We start from the raw sequence: 19,103 nt of genomic DNA on the forward strand, positions 1-19,103 counted from the left end.
GCAGGGCACGCGTACGAACGTTACGGGAGCGCGGGCCCGACGACGGACGGCCCGCGAGAGCGCTCCAGCCCCCGTGCCGGGGCAGTGGCGCAGGTGGGAGTGGGTTTTTCGGGGGGCGCGGGGGAGCCGCCCAGTGTAACCGCCGTGAAACCGGATCTTCTTACGTTGGTGCGGCCGGTGGTGACCGACTTCTACCGGGGTGGACACGCGAATCCGAGTTCACGCCGTGCCGAGCCGGCGCGGCCCCCACCCCCTCAGCAAGGGACCGCCGGCCCCAGACAGCCGCGCCACGGGAGGCTCGCAATGGGTTTGGCCGCACGACGCCGGACGGCGTTATGCACCCTGTTGATCATGTTCCTTGCCGGCCTGCCGGGTCTGGCCGCACCGGCGTACGCCGACCGCTGGGACCCGCCCGAGCCACAGAGCGACCTGATCGTCGCGGGCGAGCCGATCCCCGTACGGGACAGGCCACCGGACCCGGCGGAGAAGAGTGTGCTGAAGGAGCCGCCCGAGGTGGTCTGGCCCCGGCCGGCCACGACGGACGCCACCCCGGCGCGAACGGGAGCCGCGCTGTCGGAGTTGTCCGGCCTGCCGGTACGGGTCGGGCAGGCCAATGCCGCCGCCGCACCGGCCCGGGTACAGGTGGAACTGCTCGACCGCCCGGAGTCGTCCGCGCTGGTGCCGCTACGGGTGACCAGGGCGGACGGCGGGACGGCGAAGGCGCCGGTGAGACTGGAGTTCGACTACTCCGGTTTCCGGCACGCCTATGGCGGTGACTGGGCGGCCCGGCTCCGCCTGGTCGAGTTGCCGGCCTGTGGCCTGAAGCAGGGGGCGGCGGACTGCCCGCCGCCCACGCCGCTGGACACCGTGAACGACGTCTCGACGGCCAAACTGACCGCCGACGTCTCCGCCGCGCCCGCGGGCTCCGGCGGCGGCCTGTTCGCCGTAATGGCGGCGCCGTCGGGCAGCACCGGCAACTTCACCGCCAGTTCGTTGTCGCCCACCGCGAAGTGGCAGGTGAGCGCCCAGACCGGCGACTTCGCCTGGTCCTACCCGCTGCGCACGCCGCCGTCGCTGGGCGGGCCCACCCCGCAGCTCGCCCTCAGCTACTCGGCGGGCGGCGTCGACGGGCGTACCGTCTCCACCAACAACCAGCCGAGCTGGGCCGGTGAGGGCTTCGACTTCACGCCGGGCGGTTTCGTCGAGCGCCGCTACAAGTCATGCAACGACGACGGGGTCACGCCGAAGAACGGCGAGCAGTGCTGGGGCGGCGACAACGCGGTTCTGATGCTCGGCGGCAGATCCACGGAGCTGGTCCACGACACGGCCAGCGGCACCTGGAAGCCCAAGCTCGACGACGGCTCCCGGGTGCAGAAGCTCACCGGCGCGGTCAACGGCGACGACAACGGCGAGCACTGGAAGATCACCACGGCCGAGGGCACGCAGTACTTCTTCGGCCTCAACCGGCTCGCCGGCTGGACCGGCGACAAGCGGGAGACGAGGTCGGCCTGGACGATGCCGGTGTACGGCGACGACGACAAGGAGCCGTGCCACGCGTCGACCTACGAGGCCTCCTGGTGCCAGCAGGCCTACCGGTGGAACCTCGACCACGTCATCGACACGCACGGCAACACCCTGAGCTACTTCTACACCCAGGAGATCAACCACTACGGGCGCAACATCAAGAAGGCCGACGAGACGCCGTACGTGGCGGGCGGCTACCTGGAGCACGTGGAGTACGGCCAGCGCGCCGGCCAGGTGTACACCACCCCGGCGACCGCCCGGGTCAACATGCACGTCGCCGAACGCTGCCTGCCCACCTCGGACTTCGACTGCGCCCCGGGCAAGCTGACCACTGCCAACGCCAGGCACTGGCCGGACGTGCCCGCCGACCAGATCTGCACCGCGGGCAAGGACTGCGAGAACTACTCGCCCACCTTCTTCACCCGCAAGCGGTTGGCCAAGGTCACCACGCAGGTGCTCGACGGCACCACGTACAAGGACGTCGACTCCTGGACGCTGACCCACACCTTCCCCACCCCGGGCGACGGCATGAGCGCCGCGTTGTGGCTGGCTAAGATCCAGCACACCGGGCACGTCGGCGGCTCGCAGTCCATGCCGGCCGTGGACTTCGACGGCGTGGAGATGCCCAACCGGGTGGACGGGCGAGAGGGCATCGCGCCGATGATGAAGTGGCGCATCCTCAGCGTGAACAACGAGAGCGGCGGGCGGCTCACCGTCAACTACTCGAAGCCGGAGTGCACCCGCGGCAACACGCCCCAGCCGCACGCCAACACCAAACGGTGTTTCCCCACGCACTGGGCCCCGGAGGGGGCGAGCGACCCCTATCTGGACTGGTTCCACAAGTACGTCGCCGTGCAGGTGCTGGAGACCGACCTCACCGGCGGCTCGGCCACCGTGCGCAGCGACTACACCTACCCACCGGACGGCGCCGCCTGGTCCTACGACGACCAGGAACTCGTACCGGCGGAGCGGCGCACCTGGTCGCAGTGGCGCGGCTACGAGCGGGTCCAAGTGTCCCAGGGTGAGGCCCCCGACCGGCGGACCGCGACCGAGCACCTGTTCTTCCGCGGTATGCACGGCGACAAGCAGCCGACCGGCACCCGCACCGCGCACGTCACCGACTCGCAGGGCACGAAGGTCGAGGACCACTGGCGGCTGCAGGGCTTCGAACGGGAGACGCGCTACCTGCTCGGCCCGGGAGGCCAGGAGCAGTCCGGCACCATCAACGACCCGTGGTTGTCCGGCCCGACCGCCAAGGGCGGCGGCGACGAGGCGTACCTGCTGGACACCGCCAAGGTGCGCAGCCGAGCGAAGCTGAGCACCGGCGAGTCGCGACTCACGGAGACCCGGCGCTCGTACGACTCGGTCGGCGCGGTCACCCAGATCGAGGACCTGGGCGACACTGACACCGCCGCCGACGACCGGTGCACCCGCTACACCTACGCCCGCAGCACCTCGGCGTGGATCCTGCACCTGCCGAGCCGCATCGAGACCGTCGCAGTGGCCTGCTCGCAGACGCCGCAGCGGCCCGGCGACGTGGTCGGCGACGCCCGCATGTCCTACGACGGCGGGGCGTACGAGGCCGCACCCACCAAGGGCGACCAGACCAAGGTGGAGGAGCTGGACCACTACGCCGACGGCCAGCCGGTGTACGTCCCCGTCTCCCTGAAGGGTGTCAATAGTCCGTTCATGGTTGTGAGCTGCGGGTTTGTTCAGGCTTCCCGACCGAAGCAGTGGCGAAGTCGGGCATGCTCGAGGCTCGTGGCTTGCCGTCTCTTCTACATGATCTTCTCCCGCGTAGTAGTCAGCTGGCTGACGCTGCTGCCCCGTAGCGACGCCTCCAAGACCCTGGAGATCCTCGTGCTACGTCACGAGGTCGCGGTGCTACGCCGCCAGGTGGCCCGTCCGAGGCTGTCGTGGGCGGATCGAGCGGTGCTGTCAGCGCTGGCCCGGGGACTGCCGGCGGCGCTACGTGCCCACCGATTGGTGACGCCGGGGACACTGCTGCGCTGGCACCGGCGCCTGATCGCGCGGCACTGGACCTACCCGAACCAAGGGATGGGACGGCCTGCGACCGATCCGGCGGTCGTGGCGTTGATCCAAAGGCTGGCGCGGGAGAATCCACACTGGGGCTATGAGCGTATCCGTGGCGAACTGCGGCATCTGGGCCACCAGGTGAGCGGCTCGACAATCCGCCGCATCCTGAAACGAGCACGCCTGGGTCCGGCGCCGCGACGTGCCGACGACCGCTGGCGAGATTTCCTCCGCACCCACGCTACGAGCACGCTGGCCTGTGACTTCTTCACGGTGGACACCGTCACGCTACGCCGGTTGTACGTCTTCTTCGCGGTCGAGGTCGGCACCCGGTTCGTGCACGTGCTCGGCGTGACCGCCCACCCTGATGGTGCATGGGTCGCCCAGCAGGCCCGGAACCTCCTCGCCGATCTCAAGGACCGGGCCGGCTCATTCCGGTTCCTGATACGGGATCGGGACACGAAGTTCACCAGCAGCTTCGATGAGGTTTTTATAGGCGACGGCATCCAGCTGCTGAAGATCCCGCCGCAGGCGCCTCGCGCGAACGCGTTTGCCGAGCGATGGGTCAGGACCGCACGCACGGAGTGCACCGACAGGCTGCTGATCTTTGGCGAACGGCACCTTCGCACCGTGCTGGACGAATATGCCAATCATTACAATCGGCACAGGCCGCACCGCTCCCTCAGCCTTCGAGCTCCCACCGATGATGACTCCGACGTGATCCCGCTGCCGACGGGCCGGATCGAGCGCCGCCAAGTCCTCGGCGGGCTGATCAACGAGTACCAGCGAGCTGGCTGACCAACGAGGCGCCGTCAAGAATGCGCAGGTCAGCGCCTTAAGCCTAGTTTTGACACCCTTCACGGCGTCCTGGGCCCGGCTGGCCCACATCGTGCCCGAGCTGTACGGCGTACCACGCCCGAGCACGACGTCGGCGGGCAACTGCCAGCCTGTCAGCGACAATACCTTCGCCACGACCACGGCGAAGACCAGCCTCGTCGCCCACCTCGACAGCCGATCCGCCGAACTGGTGGGCGAGACCACAGAGCAGACACTTCTCGCGGCCCGGAACGTCTTCCGTGCACCGGTCACGGCGCTGGCCACACGGTGGCTGACGGGAGAAAGCCTGTACACGCTCGCCCCACCGCCTGCCCGCCGCCCGCCCGCACCCCGCACTGGCATCAGCCCGTCCAACACTCCGACTACATACGTTGCTCGTTGCGGTCTGTACTGGCGCAACCTGCTGGTATCGAACAGCGAGTTCGCCGCGTTCCTCAACGAGCTCGCCGACCACGGCCTGCACAACACCTCCGGCGGCGCCTACCTGCTGTGCTGCGAGATGCCGCACGAGCGCGGCGGCCGCCTGCACCGCGACCCCGTCAGCGGCCGGTGGATGGTCAGCCCCGGTTTCGAGAACCATCCGGCGTACTGGGTGACATGGATCGGCGCCGCCGCCTTCGCAGCCCGCCACGGCGCCCGACTGCCGCAGTTGGCCGAGATGGCTGACCTGATGGCCGGCGCGCAGGCCATCAACACCGACTATGCCGTGGGCGACACCGTGGCGGTCGTTCAGGACGACGTACCAGCTGGCGCCATCCACCACCTGCTCGGCAACGTACAGGTGTGGTGCCTCGACGGACCTGACCCGGCCGACGGGCCCATGGGCAGGTGGCTGACCGGGGCCGCATGGAACACCCCGTCGACGTGGGAGGAGGTCATCCGGCCGCGGCACCGCCACCTTGCGGGCAGCTCCCGCGGCGTCGGCATCCGCCTCATCGCCGATGATCCGGACCGTCCGATGCCGGCCGACCTGGTGGCCAGGCTGCTGGGCGAATGGATGAGCGGGCTGGCCGAGCGCAGCCTGCCCTTGAGCGTGCTCGACGGTCGCCTGATGGCGGCGTTCACACAGTCACAGGCCGATGTTGGACTTGGCGCCCACGTAGGAGCCGGCACCAGGCCATCCAGCCTGAGCCAGCTCGACGAACCGCGGGGAGAAGCCGATCGCCGGCAGGTCGGCCAGAGGCACGAACCGCACGCCGCGGATCGGTGTGGTGTCGGCGCCCTCGGCGACCGCCCCCACGCTGCCGCCGACCCGGGTGGCCTCGAACGTCAGGTGCACGACGTGTGTTCCGCCACCGGGCAGGTGGTCGCAAACGTACAGGAGTCGGCCGACCTCCACGTCGATGCCGGTCTCCTCGCGCATCTCCCGCACCAGGGCGTCGCCGATGGGCTCGCCCGGCTCGACCTTTCCACCGGGCAGCGACCAGGAGCGGCCGGTGTCGGTGTCCTGGTCCAGGAGCAGAATCTGGCCGTCCTCGATAACGACGCCCGTAACACGTACCCTCACCTGGGCACCGTACCCCGGCAAGCTGCGGCCGGGGTGGGGAATGGGCGGTCACAGGTGGTGATCGCCGCTGGAGGGCTGGGCACGAGAGTCCACGGATGGGCCCGGTACCTGCCTAAGGAGTGGCAGCCGGTGGACGGCCGGCCCGGCATCGTCCACATCCTGAAGGAAATCGCCGACCTCGGCCCTGCCCACGTCGTCATCGTCTACCACCCCTACTACGAGCCGTTCGTCGCCTGGGCCAGCCAGGCCCTGAGCCTCGACGGGCACGATCGCTACCTGCGCTCTGCCGGCCGCGCGATGCGCAGCGACGCCCTGCCCCGCGAGGTGATTCTCGAGTGGGTGCCACAACGCGGCAGTTACGGCGACCTCACGTCCGTCCTCAACGGCGCCGATCACTTCGCCGGTCGGCGGGCATCCAGCGCTGGCGAGCTGTGGGTGGCGTTCGGTGACAATCTGTACCCGGCGTTCAACCCGCTGGCCGCGCCGCGGCAACCCACGGCCGGCGCAGTTGTCCTTGCGCGCCCGTATCAGTCCGAACTGGCCCAGGACCGCGGTGTGATCGCCACCGAGCGCTGTGCCGGTGGCGCCCTGATGGTGGAACTCGTGGAAAAGCCGGGACAGTGCGCCGCGCGAGCGCTGGAAGAATGCTACGGCCCGGACAACCTGATGCTGCTGGAGGGCCGGGCCCGCGTCGACGGCGACTTCATCGACTACGCCCGCACGTACCTGTCCGAGCCCAGCGGAGAGCCGCGACTGTCGCTGGCCCTTGCCGCATACGCCCACAAACGTCCTGTCCACGTCGTATGCACGACCAGCGAGGTCGTGGACCTCGGCACCCCTACGGCTTGAAGCGGCCGCAAGAAGCAGGACTGCCCGCCGTGGTGATTTCCGGATTCGACATCGACAGGCACGCTGGCTAGGACGCCGTGATCGGCGGCGGCGTCCTGCGCCTGCTCCCCGACTCAACCCGGCCTACCGACAACGGCCGAATGGGTGCGCCAAATCGTCGCATCGCTACGCCGTGACTGGCGACCATTCGTCGGCAAAGGCCTCCAGTTGCTGTATGACCTTGTCGATGGCGTCCTTCTCCTCTTCCGGCGGGTAGCCATGCTTAGCAAGTAGCCGCTTGATGATGGAGCGGAGCTTGGCCTGGACATCGTCGCGGGCGGCCCAGTCGGTCGAGAGATTCTTCCTGACAGCTATGACAAGGTCACGAGCGATCGCTGCGAGTTTCTGCTCCCCGATGGAGGCATCGCCGTCGCCCATGAGCGCTTTCACGGTGTCCTTGGCCGCTACGGCGTCGAAGAAGGCGAGTTCGTCGTTGGTCAGCGGTGGGTTGAACTGCTCGCCTCGCCTGGCGTCGGCTGAGACCTCCTTGGCCATCTCGATCAGCTTCGCGATGATCTCGGCGGCGCTCAGGTTCTGGTTGGTGTACTTGCGCATCAGGTCAATGAGGCGGTCAGAGAAGGACTGCTGCCGAACGACGTTGTGCTTGGTGACCTTGCGCATCTCCTGCTGGACCAGTCGACGTAGGGCCTCGATGGCCAGCACGGGCTGGTGGGCCGCCTGCATCCGCTTGAGGTACTCCTCATCCAGGTTCGACAAGTCTGGGCGGGTCAGTCCAGCTTCGGCGAACAGGTCGGTGACCGCGTCGGCCTCGATCGCACCGGCCGTGAGTTGCTTTAGGAACAGCTCTACTTCAGCGGGGATCGGGCGGCCCTCGGCGACCCGCTCGGCGGCGTCGAACTTGGCCATCACGGTCCGGACTTCCTTGAAGAAGACGATCTCATCCTTCACGTCGTTGAGAAGCCCCGAATTGCCACACAGGCCGTAGAACCTGGAGAGCCGGGCGCTCTCCGCAGCGAACCGCTCCTTCAGCGTGGGCTCTCGCTCCTCGGCCTCAAGGTCGACCTGGTTGCCGGGATGCTTGGGGTCGCGCAGGAAGGCGGCTGCACCTCGCACGGTGTCACGCCATGCCTTCGGCGACTTCGCCGCAAGACCCTTGCGCCAGGGGAAGCCGTGCAGATGGATGTTGCCGAGCACATCGAGGAGGTCACGGACCTTGGCGATCGCGCCATGTTGTTCGTCCAGCAGGTTCTGGCCCATCGGCTTGCTCTTGGCATCGCTCCGGTCGTCTGCGCTGTATTCAGCGAGTGCGTCCAGCAAGTTGTCGTGGAGCGGGGCGTACCCCACCATCAGACCGTCCTGCTTATTGAGATACGTGCGGTTCACCCGGGCGAGGGTTTGCATAAGCTGCGCATCGCGCATCGAACGGTCGAGGTAGAGGGTGTGCAGAGGGGGAGCGTCGAACCCGGTCAGCAACATGTCCTTGACGATAATGATCTCGAGGTCGTCGCTGGCGTTCTTCATCCGCCTCTGGATGGTCTTGTGTTCCGATGGACGGAGCCGGTGAGCCGTCAGCTCCGGCGGGTCGGACGGGCTGCTGCTGTAGACGACCTTGATCTTGCCTTCGGCCACACTCTCTGAGTGCCAGTCAGGCTTTATGGCGATAATTTGCCTGTACAGTCCGGTGCAGATCTCCCGGGTACCACACACGATCATCGCTTTGCCCTTGGCATCGATGAACTGCCTCATCGACTCTGACCGGGCCTCCCAGTGGTCAACGATGTCGGCAGCCAGCTTCTCAAGACGTGCCGGCGCCCCGTACACGCTGGTCATCACTGCCGTTGCCTGCTCGACCTGCTTACGCTCATTGTCGTCGAGCCCTTCGGTCGCCTGGTCTACCTTCTCGTCCAACTCCTCCGCGGTGAGGCCGTCGGGCAGGTGTACAGGGATGAGGCGGCTTTCATAGAAAACCGGGACGGTGGCGCCGTCCTCAACTGCGCGCGTCAGGTCGTAGGTATCGATGAGCTCGCCGAACACCGCCGTGGTGTCCTTCTCCGCGCTGCGGATCGGGGTTCCCGTGAAGGCGATCATCGTGGCGTATGGGAGCGCATCTCGGAGATGCCGCGCGTAGCCGTTAAGGTCGTCGTAGTGGCTGCGGTGTGCCTCATCGACGATCACGATAATGTTGCGCCGTTCCGACAACAGCGGGTGCGCGGTCCCTGAGTCCTTCTCGGCCTTGGTTCGGCCGAACTTCTGCAGGGTCGTGAAGTAAATCCCACCGGTGCGCCGGTTAGTAAGCTCGGTCCGCAGATGGTTCCGGCTGGTCACCGGCACCGGCTTTTCCGGTAGCAGTTCGCTGGCGTTGAAGCCTTGAAACAGCTGGTCGTCCAAGTCGGTCCGGTCAGTGATTACCACAATCGTCGGGTTGCCGAGCGACTTGTGCCGCAGCACCTGACCGGAGTATAGCTCCATTTCCAGGGACTTGCCGGACCCCTGAGTGTGCCACACCACTCCGGCTTTGCCGTTGCTGCGGACAGCTTCGATCGTCTTGCTGACTGCCCGCTTCACTGCGAAGTACTGATGCGGCTTGGCGATCAGCTTCGTCAGACCATTGTCCGAGCGGAAGAAACCCACGTAGCCGTCCAGCAACTCGATGAACCGTGCGGGGTTGAAGAGACCGAAGAGAGCGAGGACCAGCTCGGAATTCTCCCAGCTAGAGTTCACGTCCTCGACAGGTCGGCCGCTCTCGTTGACCTTCCAGGGCGCATAGTGGTTCCACTGGGTGAAGGCAGTACCGTAGCGTGCTTCGATCCCGTCGGATGCCAGACAGATCACGTTGCTGCGGAACGCACGCCATGCATCCTTGGTGTACGAGTCCAGTTGGTTCTTGGCGATTTCTGGGCTGACGTGCGGATCGCCAGGCTTCTTCAGCTCAACTACACCGACCGGCAGTCCATTGAGGTAAAGCATTACGTCGAACCGGGACTTGATGTCCTTGTTCGCTGGGTTAACCACAGTGACCTGCCGCACCGCGAGAAGATCATTGTTAAATGGATCTGCCCGATTGATGAGATGCACCGTTGGGTTCTGCTCCGCGCCGTACTCGTCGGTATAGGTGACGTCCCGGATCCCCTTCGTAAGGAACTCGTGTAGCCGAAAGTTCTCGTTCCGCAGATCCTGCGACTCGGCCGTCAGCACTAGCCGCACAACCTCATCTACGGCGTTCGCTGGCAGGCCTGGATTGAGCCGCGCCACCGCCTCGCGCAACCGCCCCGGAATGATCGCCTCATCCCACGACTCCCGCTCGCCCGACCCGGGTGCGATCTCTGGGCCATTCTTCGGCTCCCACCCAAGCTCCCCTAGGATCTCTAAGACATCATTCTCCAGATCCGCTTCGCTATACCCACTCATATAGCGGCCTCCACAACTTTTTCTGCCTGTCGCACCTTGACCTCCCCCGACAATAGCTTCGGCAACAATGCGTCCCGCAGTTCCGTGAGCGTTTGCGTCTCCTGGGCGCTGTGTGCTGCGCGCCGGTGCAGCGCCCTAGCCTTGGCGTCGAACTCAGCGACCACTTCAGGGGAGGCGAGCCGGACGGACATCGCTTTAAAGGTCTTCCTGCTGAGCTCCAGGAAAGTTGAGCCGTTTGCCAGACTGAGCATCTCGTCGACACGAGACCTCATCTCATGGAATAGCCACCAGCAAAGTGCCGGATTCTGGGGGATGACCACGATAAAGCCTTGGTTTACCGCAGCCGGACGCTGTGGCACAGCGAAAGATCCGATGGTCGCTCGTGACGTCATGAAGATGGACCCCGCTGGATACAGCCGAGAAGCACAGCTTTCCAGTCCAGCGCTTGTAATCTTTCGTTTAGTATCGAAAAGATAAGGCGCCTGGAGTGCGGTTACGTCGCTCGGGGTAGTCCACATTATATCACCATCCCAATACATCGGCTCTGACGTTCGCGGAGTACCTCCGCCGAATACATTTGCAGTTGACGCAAATGATTCTTCGCCGGGGGCGATACCACTAACTGCTTGCCCATAAAAGGCGTCGCCGAGCTCCTGCAACTTGGCAACGATGCGATTATTGACCGCGATCTTGTCGTCGAGAGACCCAAGAAGAGCACTAATCGATTCTTGCTCTTGCCTCTCAGGGAGCTTTATCGGGATGTTCTTAATATAATTTCGATTCAACATCGGCTGAGCGGCACCTGAGTTGTATCCAGAAAAGTCAATCTGCCCCAAAAGATAGTAGACAAATCGAGGATCGTTACCCAGGAAGTCCGTTACGTAGAGGGCCGTATTTAGAGGCCAAAAGTCGACTTCGCAATACGTCGCCTTGCCCATAGACGCCCCCGCGCGGCCTACCACCACGCCGGGAGCCCTAACAAGCGCGGTGTCATGGAATCCACTAGGCCCTGCTGCCCCTACAACCGGAACTGATCCATTGCGCCTTGTTGAGCTCGGAAGATCATGACCTCGCTGCAGTCGCACGAGATGATCCAAGGTCGTTGCTCTCCAGGCACTCATGCGAGCTTCTCCAGTTGTTCGCGGATGATCTGCTCAAGGCGGGTCGACTCGTCGAAGTGGGTGAAGAGTTCCTTGACCAGCCTGTCGATCTTGTCGGCGGTAGCTTCGTCGTCGATATCGCCAGCCTCGGAGGCGCCGACATAGCGCCCAGGGGTCAAAATGTAGTCATGAGTGGCGATTTCGTCACGGGTAGCGGAGTAACAGAATCCAGGTTCGTCGGCATAGGCAAGGCCGACATCGCGGGCGCTCTTGGTGCCACGCCAGGCGTGATAAACGTCGGAGATCTTTTTGATGTCGTCGTCTGAGAAGACCCGTTCAGTGCGGTCAACAAGGGCGCCTGCAGTGCGGGCGTCGATAAACAGCACTTGGCCTTGGCGGTCGGTGCGGCCGCCACGTGAGGTCTTGTCCTTGGCGAAGAACCACAGGCAGGCGGGGATCTGAGTAGTACGGAAAAGCTGCGGTGGCAGAGCGATCATACAGGCGACCAAGTCCGCATTGATCAGCTCACTGCGAATCCCGCCTTCACCGGACTGCTTAGAGGACATAGAGCCGTTGGCCATAACGACGCCTGCAGTGCCGTGGACTCCGAGCTTCGAGACGATGTGCTGTATCCAGGCGAAGTTGGCATTGCCAGCCGGTGGAGTGCCGAAGCGCCAGCGAGGATCTTCGGTGTTCCGATGCCAGTCCGACATGTTAAACGGCGGGTTGGCGAGGATGAAGTCAGCCTTCAGATCGGGATGCTTATCCTCGTAAAACGTGTCAGCCCAACTGTTTCCGAGGTCGGCGGACAGGCCGTGGATCGCCGTGTTCATCTTGCCGAGACGCCAAGTGCGCTGGTTGGACTCCTGGCCGTAGACGGCGATGTCGTCGCGGCGGCCGCGGTGGTTGAGGATGAACTTCTCTGCCTGGACGAACATGCCTCCGGAGCCACAGCAGGGGTCGTACACCCTTCCCTTGTAGGGCTCGAGGATCTCTACCATGAGGCGGACGATGCTGGAGGGTGTGTAGAACTCGCCGCCTCGCTTGCCCTCGGCGCGGGCGAACTTCTCCAGGAAGTACTCGTACACCTCGCCGAGTACGTCAGCAGCGGTCCTGCCTTCGTGGCCAGTAAACCGGGCGTCGCTGATCAGGTCGACAAGCTCGCCAAGCCTCCGCTGGTCCACTTCCTTGCGGTTGAAGATCTTCGGGAGAACGCCAGTGAGCGCCGGGTTCTCCTTCATGACCGCGCCCATCGCGTTGTCGATGCGCTCGCCGATGGTGATCTCGCCCGGGCCGGGCTTCGCGTTGGCCTTGAGCTCGGGCCACTGTGCATCGGCTGGCACCCAGAAGATGCCCTCCCTTGCATACTCGTCCTTGTCGTCCAGGAATGATTCGATCCTGGACTCCGGGACGCCATCAGCGATGAGGTCGGCGTAGAGAACGCGGCGGCGTTCCTCCCAAGCATCGAAGGTGTACTTGAGGAAGACGAGGCTGAGGACGAAGTCCTTGTATTCAGCGGCGTCCATGGAGCCGCGCAGCTTGTCGGCAGCCTTCCAGAGGATTTCCTTGAGGTCCGCCATCGTGGTGGTGCCGGGCAGGGCTTCTTGGCCGGGGGCGGGCTTTTTGCGGGGCGGCATTGTGCTCCTCAGTCTTGAGTGCTGTGGTCGGCAAGGGTCAGGGTTCCGTCGGTGAGTCCGGTCGCGGCGATCTGACCGAGCTCGGCGAGAGCGTCGAGCTCGATATGGGCTAGCCGGCGGCGCTCGTCGAGCTCGACAAGCAACCGGTCAAACCGGTGCAGGTCAGCCGGAGACAGCAGCGGTAGCCACAGTTCTTCCAACCGCTGTACCGGCCGGATCGCGCCGGCGGTCCGGCTGGAGCGAGACAGCAGTGCGGCGAGGACTCGCGAAGTGAAATGCTCCCGGCCGAGTTCGCTAATTCGCAGCACTCGGGCAGGGAACTCGACCACGGAGTAGCCGTCATGGTCGACGATCACGCCCGGCTCGGGGATGGTGGTGATCACTACGTCGCCGGGGAGACTCCGTCGCGCATTGGGATAGCGCCGCTCGAACTCTAACCGATCTACGACCCGAGATCCGAGAGGTGCCCGGCCACAGACCTCCTGCGGGCCGATCAGCGAATACGAGTTTGTGCGCCCCGACTGCTGGCGGATCAGCGCGACGTCGACCCGGGTCCCTCTCTGCATCGACAGAAGATTGGCCTTGTCCCGTGCGCCTTTGGTCAGCCGGCCAAGGGTTTCGGTGCGGGGCCGGGATCGGGCGTCGCTGGTCTCGATGTGCAGGTCCATGGCCCGGCTGGGACGTGCTTCCTGGAGCATCCGCTCAAGGTCGAGGCTGCGGGCGACCTGTTCGTGCGGGTCGACGGGGTCTTCGCTCAGGTTCAAGTAACGCGGGGTGAGGGTCCGGGAGGACCGGACGACTGCTGCGATCGGTAGCTGCACCGCGTAGGACAGGCGGTGTGCGGCGGGATCATAGCCCGGCTCGCGCCAGGTGAGGATGTCGGTGGCGAGGGCATCGACTATGCCCTCGGTGAGCGGCTGGTCAGAGATGTCAGCGACGAGCAGGTTGCCCTTTAGATCGTTCCCGTAGTAGGAGTTCAGCACCCAGAGCGCGACCTCATAGCCGGGCCGGGCCGGGATTAGCCCGCCGGGTAGTCGGATAATCGCTTTGGTCGCGTCCTTGATGAGGTGGCTGCGAAGCTTGCCCGCCTGGCTGATCGGGTCCAACGCCGCGGTGGTGTCGGCTGGCGCGACGATGATGGCGGTCGCTCCCTGCCGCAGGTCCGCCGACAGCTCACTCATGAGCTCGAAGGTGTCATTGACGTTGCGCTCCTCACCCGCCCGGTAGGGAAGCTGCGCGACGATGACATCGGCTTGTTGCAGACTAGATCCAGGCGTTGTCTGTACTGAGAAATCTCCCTCGTGCAGATCATGGACGGAGAGACGACGCCGGGTGAGCCGTGCCAGGTAGGGGTCGCTGCAGCAGGCGGTGAGGTGCATCGGCTGGTCATCGCGAAGCTGAGAGACCTCGAGGAGTAGATCCCCGGTGCCCGCATACGGATCTGCGATCCTCGCGATGCCATGCCAGTCAGCGCGGGCTGTGGCAGCAGCGAGCTTGGCGATGAGACGGGCCAGGGGCGGGGCCAGACGGTCGGCGGTCAAGTCGGTCGCGCCGAGGCGCTCCCTGATGTCCATGATCTTTTCGTATGCGCCGGTCGCGCCATAGGCGGCTTCGACCAGTTCGTCGACCACCTTCGGCAACCAAGGCGCCCGGATCGCCTCGACTTCCGACCGCAGCAGCTCATCGGCGGGGTCGTGCTCGGCAGCTCGCTCCTGAAGTCTGCCCAGAACGCCTGGCTCACCATCGTCGAGCTCGTCATCGATGCAGTGTCGCAGCGCGATCAACGAGGTCAAGGCTGCCATGAGAGCTCGAGGCGGTAGCTGACCGGAGAGCCTGCCGAGGGTATGCAGGTACAGATCTCCGTCGATGTCCCGGCGCTTGGCTCGGCCAGTCTTTACCAGCCAGTCAGCGATCTCGGCAGCATCGAAGAGCGGGTGTTCATGGTCACCAGAGGCAGGTTTGGGAAATTCAGGGTACCTGCGACGCCAAGTGCTGACGACGGGTCGCTGAACTTTGGCGAGCTCTGCAATCTCCGGCATCGAGATCAGCGTTGCGCCCTTCCACGGGTTTCGCATCGTCAGCACCTCCTCTCATGTCTGAGCCAGCCTAGGCGAACAGGTCAGACTCGACCATGGCTTCCTTTGATAACCCCCACTATCAGGTCATTCGTCCACTTTCGCGAAGGCTGGATCCTTCTTCACAGCGCAGAAGCTCGACCGCGCAATCGGCCCGCACTTCGCCGTCCCTGCAATCCAGGCTTCGCCAACCATCGGCGGGAGCATCTAGCGGCCTCTGCCCATCACCCCAACCGGCCTGCGCCAACTCAGCCTCCACCCTCCTGCACAACCGCGCCAAGATCATTTATTTCAGCTCCATGTGATGATAACCCCCCTTATCAAGCTCCATGGTGCTATTTTGCCTACGCTGGCCGTTGTCGGATCGCATCCTTGTTCACAGCACTCCCCCGGTGCCGCGGCCCAACTCCGGCACCTTCCGCGAGAAGGAGCACCTCATGACCCACACCACCGCCAAGCGCACCCTGTACCGCGTCAAGGGCGTAGCCCCAACCATCGAGGCGTTGTACGACGCGCTCGACATGACCCAGCTGATCTCGATCAGCGCCGATGTCGAAATCCTGTCCGACGAGCTCGGCGTGCCCGCGATCATGATCGACGGCGTGTTCGTCAAGGCCGAGGCAAGCTGGTACCCCGACCTGCGGCGCACCAGCAACCGCTGGGTCTCCCGCCCCAGCATCCAACCTGCCTCACTGCTCATGTTCGCCCTCGACGACGAGGTGTACGCCATCGGCTACGGACTCGGCCACCACCTCATCGCCAACCGCTTGAAGGACAAGCGCTTCGGACTGCGCTTCGCCATCCGACAGGTCAACCCCGCCGAGGTCAACGACCTGGTCCGGCAGACGCCTGGCAGCGGGAAGACCGACATCACCCTGGTTCCTGGCGGGGCGTCCGTGCGGACCTTCGGAATCGAGGAGCACGCGCAGATCGTCCGTACAATCGGCGGCCGTCTCGGTGGTGTGAAGCTCACCGTCTCTTCGCGGAGTCGGGCGCGCGTCTCCAGTGCGCACGGTGGCGTTGGGCTTCGGCTGCACCTCGGGGTTGATGGCCCGGACCTCCTTACCGACGTCCGGGAGATCTCGCGGGTCTGCCGAGAGGAACGCCCGCACCCGGATCTGGAGTTCGTCGAGTACATCACCGAGATCACTGACGCGGACCTCATCGCCAGGCTGGAGGAGGCTCTGGACGACCTCCTCGGCGGGCCTGACCAGGGTCGGGTAGCGGGAGCCGTCCCGAAGGGTCGCTGGGACCAGTATCTGGCCGCTCGCGCCTTCCGTATGCGGATTAACAGTCGGCAAGGGAAGGTAGGCGACACCTTCGACCTTGCCTATCTGCTTGAGCGGGCGCGGGTGCAGCGGGCTGGCACCAGGGTGGAGGCCCTGCGCGAGGGCAAGGTCGTTCTTTACGAGGACAGCCGCGCGCGCAGTGACGACGTGATCTGCTACTCCTCTGCTCTTCGCTGGGTGGAGGCCGACGTGGCGCTGGGTGACCAGCGGTTCTTCCTGCTCGATGAGGACTGGTACGAAATCGGTCCCGCCTACCTCGCCACGGTCCGCAGCCAGGTTGAGAGGCTGATCGTCTCCTCAGCCACAGACGACCTGCCCGCGTGGGACCTCGCGCACGATGAGCACCGCTTTTGCGAGGACATCGAGAACTCGGGCCGCGGCTATCTCTGCATGGACAAGAAGCTCGTGAAGACCCGACTGCACCGGGGCAACGGCGTGGAGATCTGCGACGTGCTCTATCCCGACGGCACGCTCATGATGGCCAAGCGCGCCTACCGAGCTGGCGCGCTCAGCCACCTGCTCAAGCAGGTACTTGTGGCCGTCCAAGCTCTTCAGCACGACCCCGACGCCATCGTCGGATTCCGGGAGAAGGTGGCGCAGGCCCCTGGCGGGTGGGAACTGCCTGAGGGCTTCCAGCCCAAGAAGGTCGTCCTGGCGATTCTCTTGAAGGACGGCGCCGAGCTCACCGCCAACACGCTGTTTCCCTTCGCGCAGGTCGCCCTTCTGCACACCGCCACTGTCCTTCGCGCCTGGGGAGTCGCGATCGAGGTTGTCGGGGTCCGTGGGCGCCCATGCGCGTGTGTCGTGAAGTAAGGCCATAAGCCTCATACGAGGGCTTGAGGTGAGTGCTGTCCGAAGCAACACTCACCTCTACCTCGGCCGAGGTGACGCCGCAGCACCGCCGCCTCATGCCGATAACCATGATCTCGACATCCTTGGTCACCTCGCTTCGGCTCAGGAGCAACAACCAGCCGAACACGAGGCAGCCTCGCCCTGGCAGGACAGATGAAGCCATCCCTTGCTCAGAGGCCGCAGGAGATCGCCACCGTCGACGTGGAACCTTGACGGCATAGCAGCTGCGTGCGCGGCCTCTTCCGGCACTCGCACGAGGCGGCCCTGTTGCGCCCAAGAGGTCGCGGAATAGGCCCTACAGTGGGCAGATTGACCCAAAAGCCTGGGAGCGTCATGTCATATCCCCCTGCCCACCAGCCGGTCGCCGTCGAGAACCTGCTCCACCGACGAAGCGATCTGTCGACCTTTCTCGTCCATCTCACACGCGACCGGGCCGGTGGGGTCAGTGCCAGGGAATCCCTCCTCGCCATCCTGCGCGATCAGCAAGTGCAGGCCGTCAATAGCTTCGGTCCGGCGGCGCCACTCCTCAAAGGCACGCGCTTCGAAGACAGCCAACGAGCCGTCTGCTTCACGGAGACACCGCTCGAACACACCTGGATGATGTGCCAGCCGATCGCGGGTCGAAGCGTTCGGCTCTCCAGCTTCGGACTCGCCTTCACCAAGGAGTGGGCACGACGCCGCGGGGTGAACCCGATCTGGTACATCGACATCACACCCGGACACGACTGGCTGACCGTCCCCATCGATCGTCTCGTCCAGGAAGCCCTCGGCGAGCCTGCCCTACCGTTCACACAACCAAACGGCGACCTTCCGGACATCCTTCGACTTACGCCCTTTATGGAACAGATGGGAACCGGAACTCGATCAAGTGATGGGGCCAACTACCGCAAGGACTTCTCCTGGGAGCGTGAATGGCGCCACCAGGGCGATCTTGTCTTCTCTCTCAATGACGTCATGACCATCTTCGCTCCCGAATCCGATCACGCTTCGTTCGCCCGAGACCTACATGCCCGGCAACCCGCCCAAGAGCGCATTCCCCCTCTCCTCGATCCCAACTGGAGTCTTGAACGAATGGTCATCGCGCTTACGCAGACTGACGGATGAAGTCGATGCGCTGACCTTCACGCTGGAACCCGTTGCCGAGCCCAGACTCCACAGACCGTGTCGAATCGTGGACCTGTCGTACGAGCTTCCCCTGTCTCATGGCCTCTTCCGGGTACGTGATCGTGGCCTGCTTTACAAGTCCAGCCACCCTCTACGGCGCAGGGAGAAAGCACGCTGGCCGCAGAAGGCGGAGCAGTAACGTCGCCGTCGGGTGAAGGCCCGACCAGATCCCGGTAGCGGTTGTGCGCAGACCTTGCAGCGTCGTTCCGGAACAAGGGCTGCAAGGCTGTCCAGCAGACAACTCACACCCTCCACCTGCTCTGGCAGAGGGTCATCGTCGGCCCGGCATCCCTGGTACTTCAGCAGCTGCGCGAACGCTGTACGAAGCTGATTGAGATCGCGACGCCTGGCTCCCAGCAACGCCAGGTAGTCCTCCACCGGCCACATGACCAACGCCCGCCCTGGACAGGTAGACGCCGACCGCGTCGATCCGGTAGCGGTCGGAGTACTCCATCAGAACGTACCCGAGCAGTTGGTACACGGTTGGTAGCGGGAAGTCATGGACACGACGGATGCTCTTGACGTCGATCAGCGTCCCCGCGGCGATCAGATCGGCATCGGCCGGAATGTCGGAGCTGCCATCGAAGGTGGCGCCTGACGCGCACTCCTCAGCCCGAGTGGCTAGGCGGAGCTGCTCCAGGGTGCTGGCCTGGGCGGCCACCCCATGATTGCTCGGTTCGATGCTCGCCGGCACCTGATATGGCATAGCACCGGGCGGCATTCTTGGACATTTTTGACGCCGGTATTTGCGGACAGAGTTACACATTAAGATACGGTGCGACAGCACATAGCATAATGCCTGTCGGCTTTAATCCGCAGGCGCGCTA

9 protein-coding genes and 1 pseudogene are annotated in these 19,103 nt (G+C 64.7%); 4 read left to right on the forward strand and 6 right to left on the reverse strand.

Annotation, left to right across the window (positions count from 1 at the left end; all coding sequences use genetic code 11):
* Nucleotides 1-351: 351 nt before the first annotated feature.
* The gene (locus BLS95_RS48605; protein ID WP_176993809.1) at nucleotides 352-4,356 is read left to right on the forward strand and encodes an integrase core domain-containing protein; all 4,005 of its coding nucleotides are present in this window, start codon (nucleotides 352-354) and stop codon (nucleotides 4,354-4,356) included.
* A gap of 229 nt (nucleotides 4,357-4,585) precedes the next feature.
* Nucleotides 4,586-5,101 (forward strand): annotated as a pseudogene (locus BLS95_RS59675) (SUMF1/EgtB/PvdO family nonheme iron enzyme); the annotation flags it as partial.
* A gap of 363 nt (nucleotides 5,102-5,464) precedes the next feature.
* Here the strand turns inward: BLS95_RS59675 and BLS95_RS48610 are convergent.
* The 5 genes from BLS95_RS48610 to BLS95_RS48635 form a co-directional block, all read right to left on the reverse strand.
* Entirely contained in the window at nucleotides 5,465-5,902 is a 438-nt protein-coding gene (locus BLS95_RS48610) for an NUDIX domain-containing protein (RefSeq protein ID WP_090946456.1), read from the reverse strand.
* A 1,014-nt stretch (nucleotides 5,903-6,916) separates the two neighbouring features.
* Nucleotides 6,917-10,159: a type I restriction endonuclease subunit R gene (locus BLS95_RS48620; protein ID WP_090946423.1), complete on the reverse strand. Its 3,243-nt coding sequence runs from the start codon at nucleotides 10,157-10,159 to the stop codon at nucleotides 6,917-6,919.
* The gene (locus BLS95_RS48625) at nucleotides 10,156-11,280 is read right to left on the reverse strand and encodes a restriction endonuclease subunit S (RefSeq protein WP_090946424.1); all 1,125 of its coding nucleotides are present in this window, start codon (nucleotides 11,278-11,280) and stop codon (nucleotides 10,156-10,158) included. Before BLS95_RS48625 ends, BLS95_RS48620 begins: the two co-directional genes overlap by 4 nt.
* Nucleotides 11,277-12,896, reverse strand: coding sequence for a type I restriction-modification system subunit M (locus BLS95_RS48630; protein ID WP_090946425.1), 1,620 nt, complete (start codon nucleotides 12,894-12,896; stop codon nucleotides 11,277-11,279). Before BLS95_RS48630 ends, BLS95_RS48625 begins: the two co-directional genes overlap by 4 nt.
* Before the next feature lie 8 nt (nucleotides 12,897-12,904).
* The gene (locus BLS95_RS48635) at nucleotides 12,905-14,980 is read right to left on the reverse strand and encodes a DNA methyltransferase family protein (RefSeq protein WP_143044227.1); all 2,076 of its coding nucleotides are present in this window, start codon (nucleotides 14,978-14,980) and stop codon (nucleotides 12,905-12,907) included.
* A 428-nt stretch (nucleotides 14,981-15,408) separates the two neighbouring features.
* Here BLS95_RS48635 and BLS95_RS48640 point away from each other — a divergent pair, with 428 nt between their 5' ends.
* Together BLS95_RS48640 and BLS95_RS55095 are read left to right on the forward strand one after the other, a co-directional pair.
* The gene (locus BLS95_RS48640) at nucleotides 15,409-17,073 is read left to right on the forward strand and encodes a DUF6119 family protein (RefSeq protein ID WP_090946457.1); all 1,665 of its coding nucleotides are present in this window, start codon (nucleotides 15,409-15,411) and stop codon (nucleotides 17,071-17,073) included.
* Between the two features lie 372 nt (nucleotides 17,074-17,445).
* Nucleotides 17,446-18,216 carry a hypothetical protein gene (locus BLS95_RS55095; protein ID WP_143044228.1) on the forward strand — a complete coding sequence of 257 codons (771 nt, stop codon included), beginning with the start codon at nucleotides 17,446-17,448 and terminating at the stop codon, nucleotides 18,214-18,216.
* Between the two features lie 331 nt (nucleotides 18,217-18,547).
* Here the strand turns inward: BLS95_RS55095 and BLS95_RS55100 are convergent, their stop codons facing one another.
* Nucleotides 18,548-18,982, reverse strand: coding sequence for a hypothetical protein (locus BLS95_RS55100; RefSeq protein ID WP_143044229.1), 435 nt, complete (start codon nucleotides 18,980-18,982; stop codon nucleotides 18,548-18,550).
* Between the last annotated feature and the right edge of the window lie 121 nt (nucleotides 18,983-19,103).

The sequence above is a fragment of the Nonomuraea jiangxiensis genome (genome assembly GCF_900099965.1).
In the GTDB taxonomy this organism is placed as follows: Bacteria; Actinomycetota; Actinomycetes; order Streptosporangiales; family Streptosporangiaceae; genus Nonomuraea; species Nonomuraea jiangxiensis.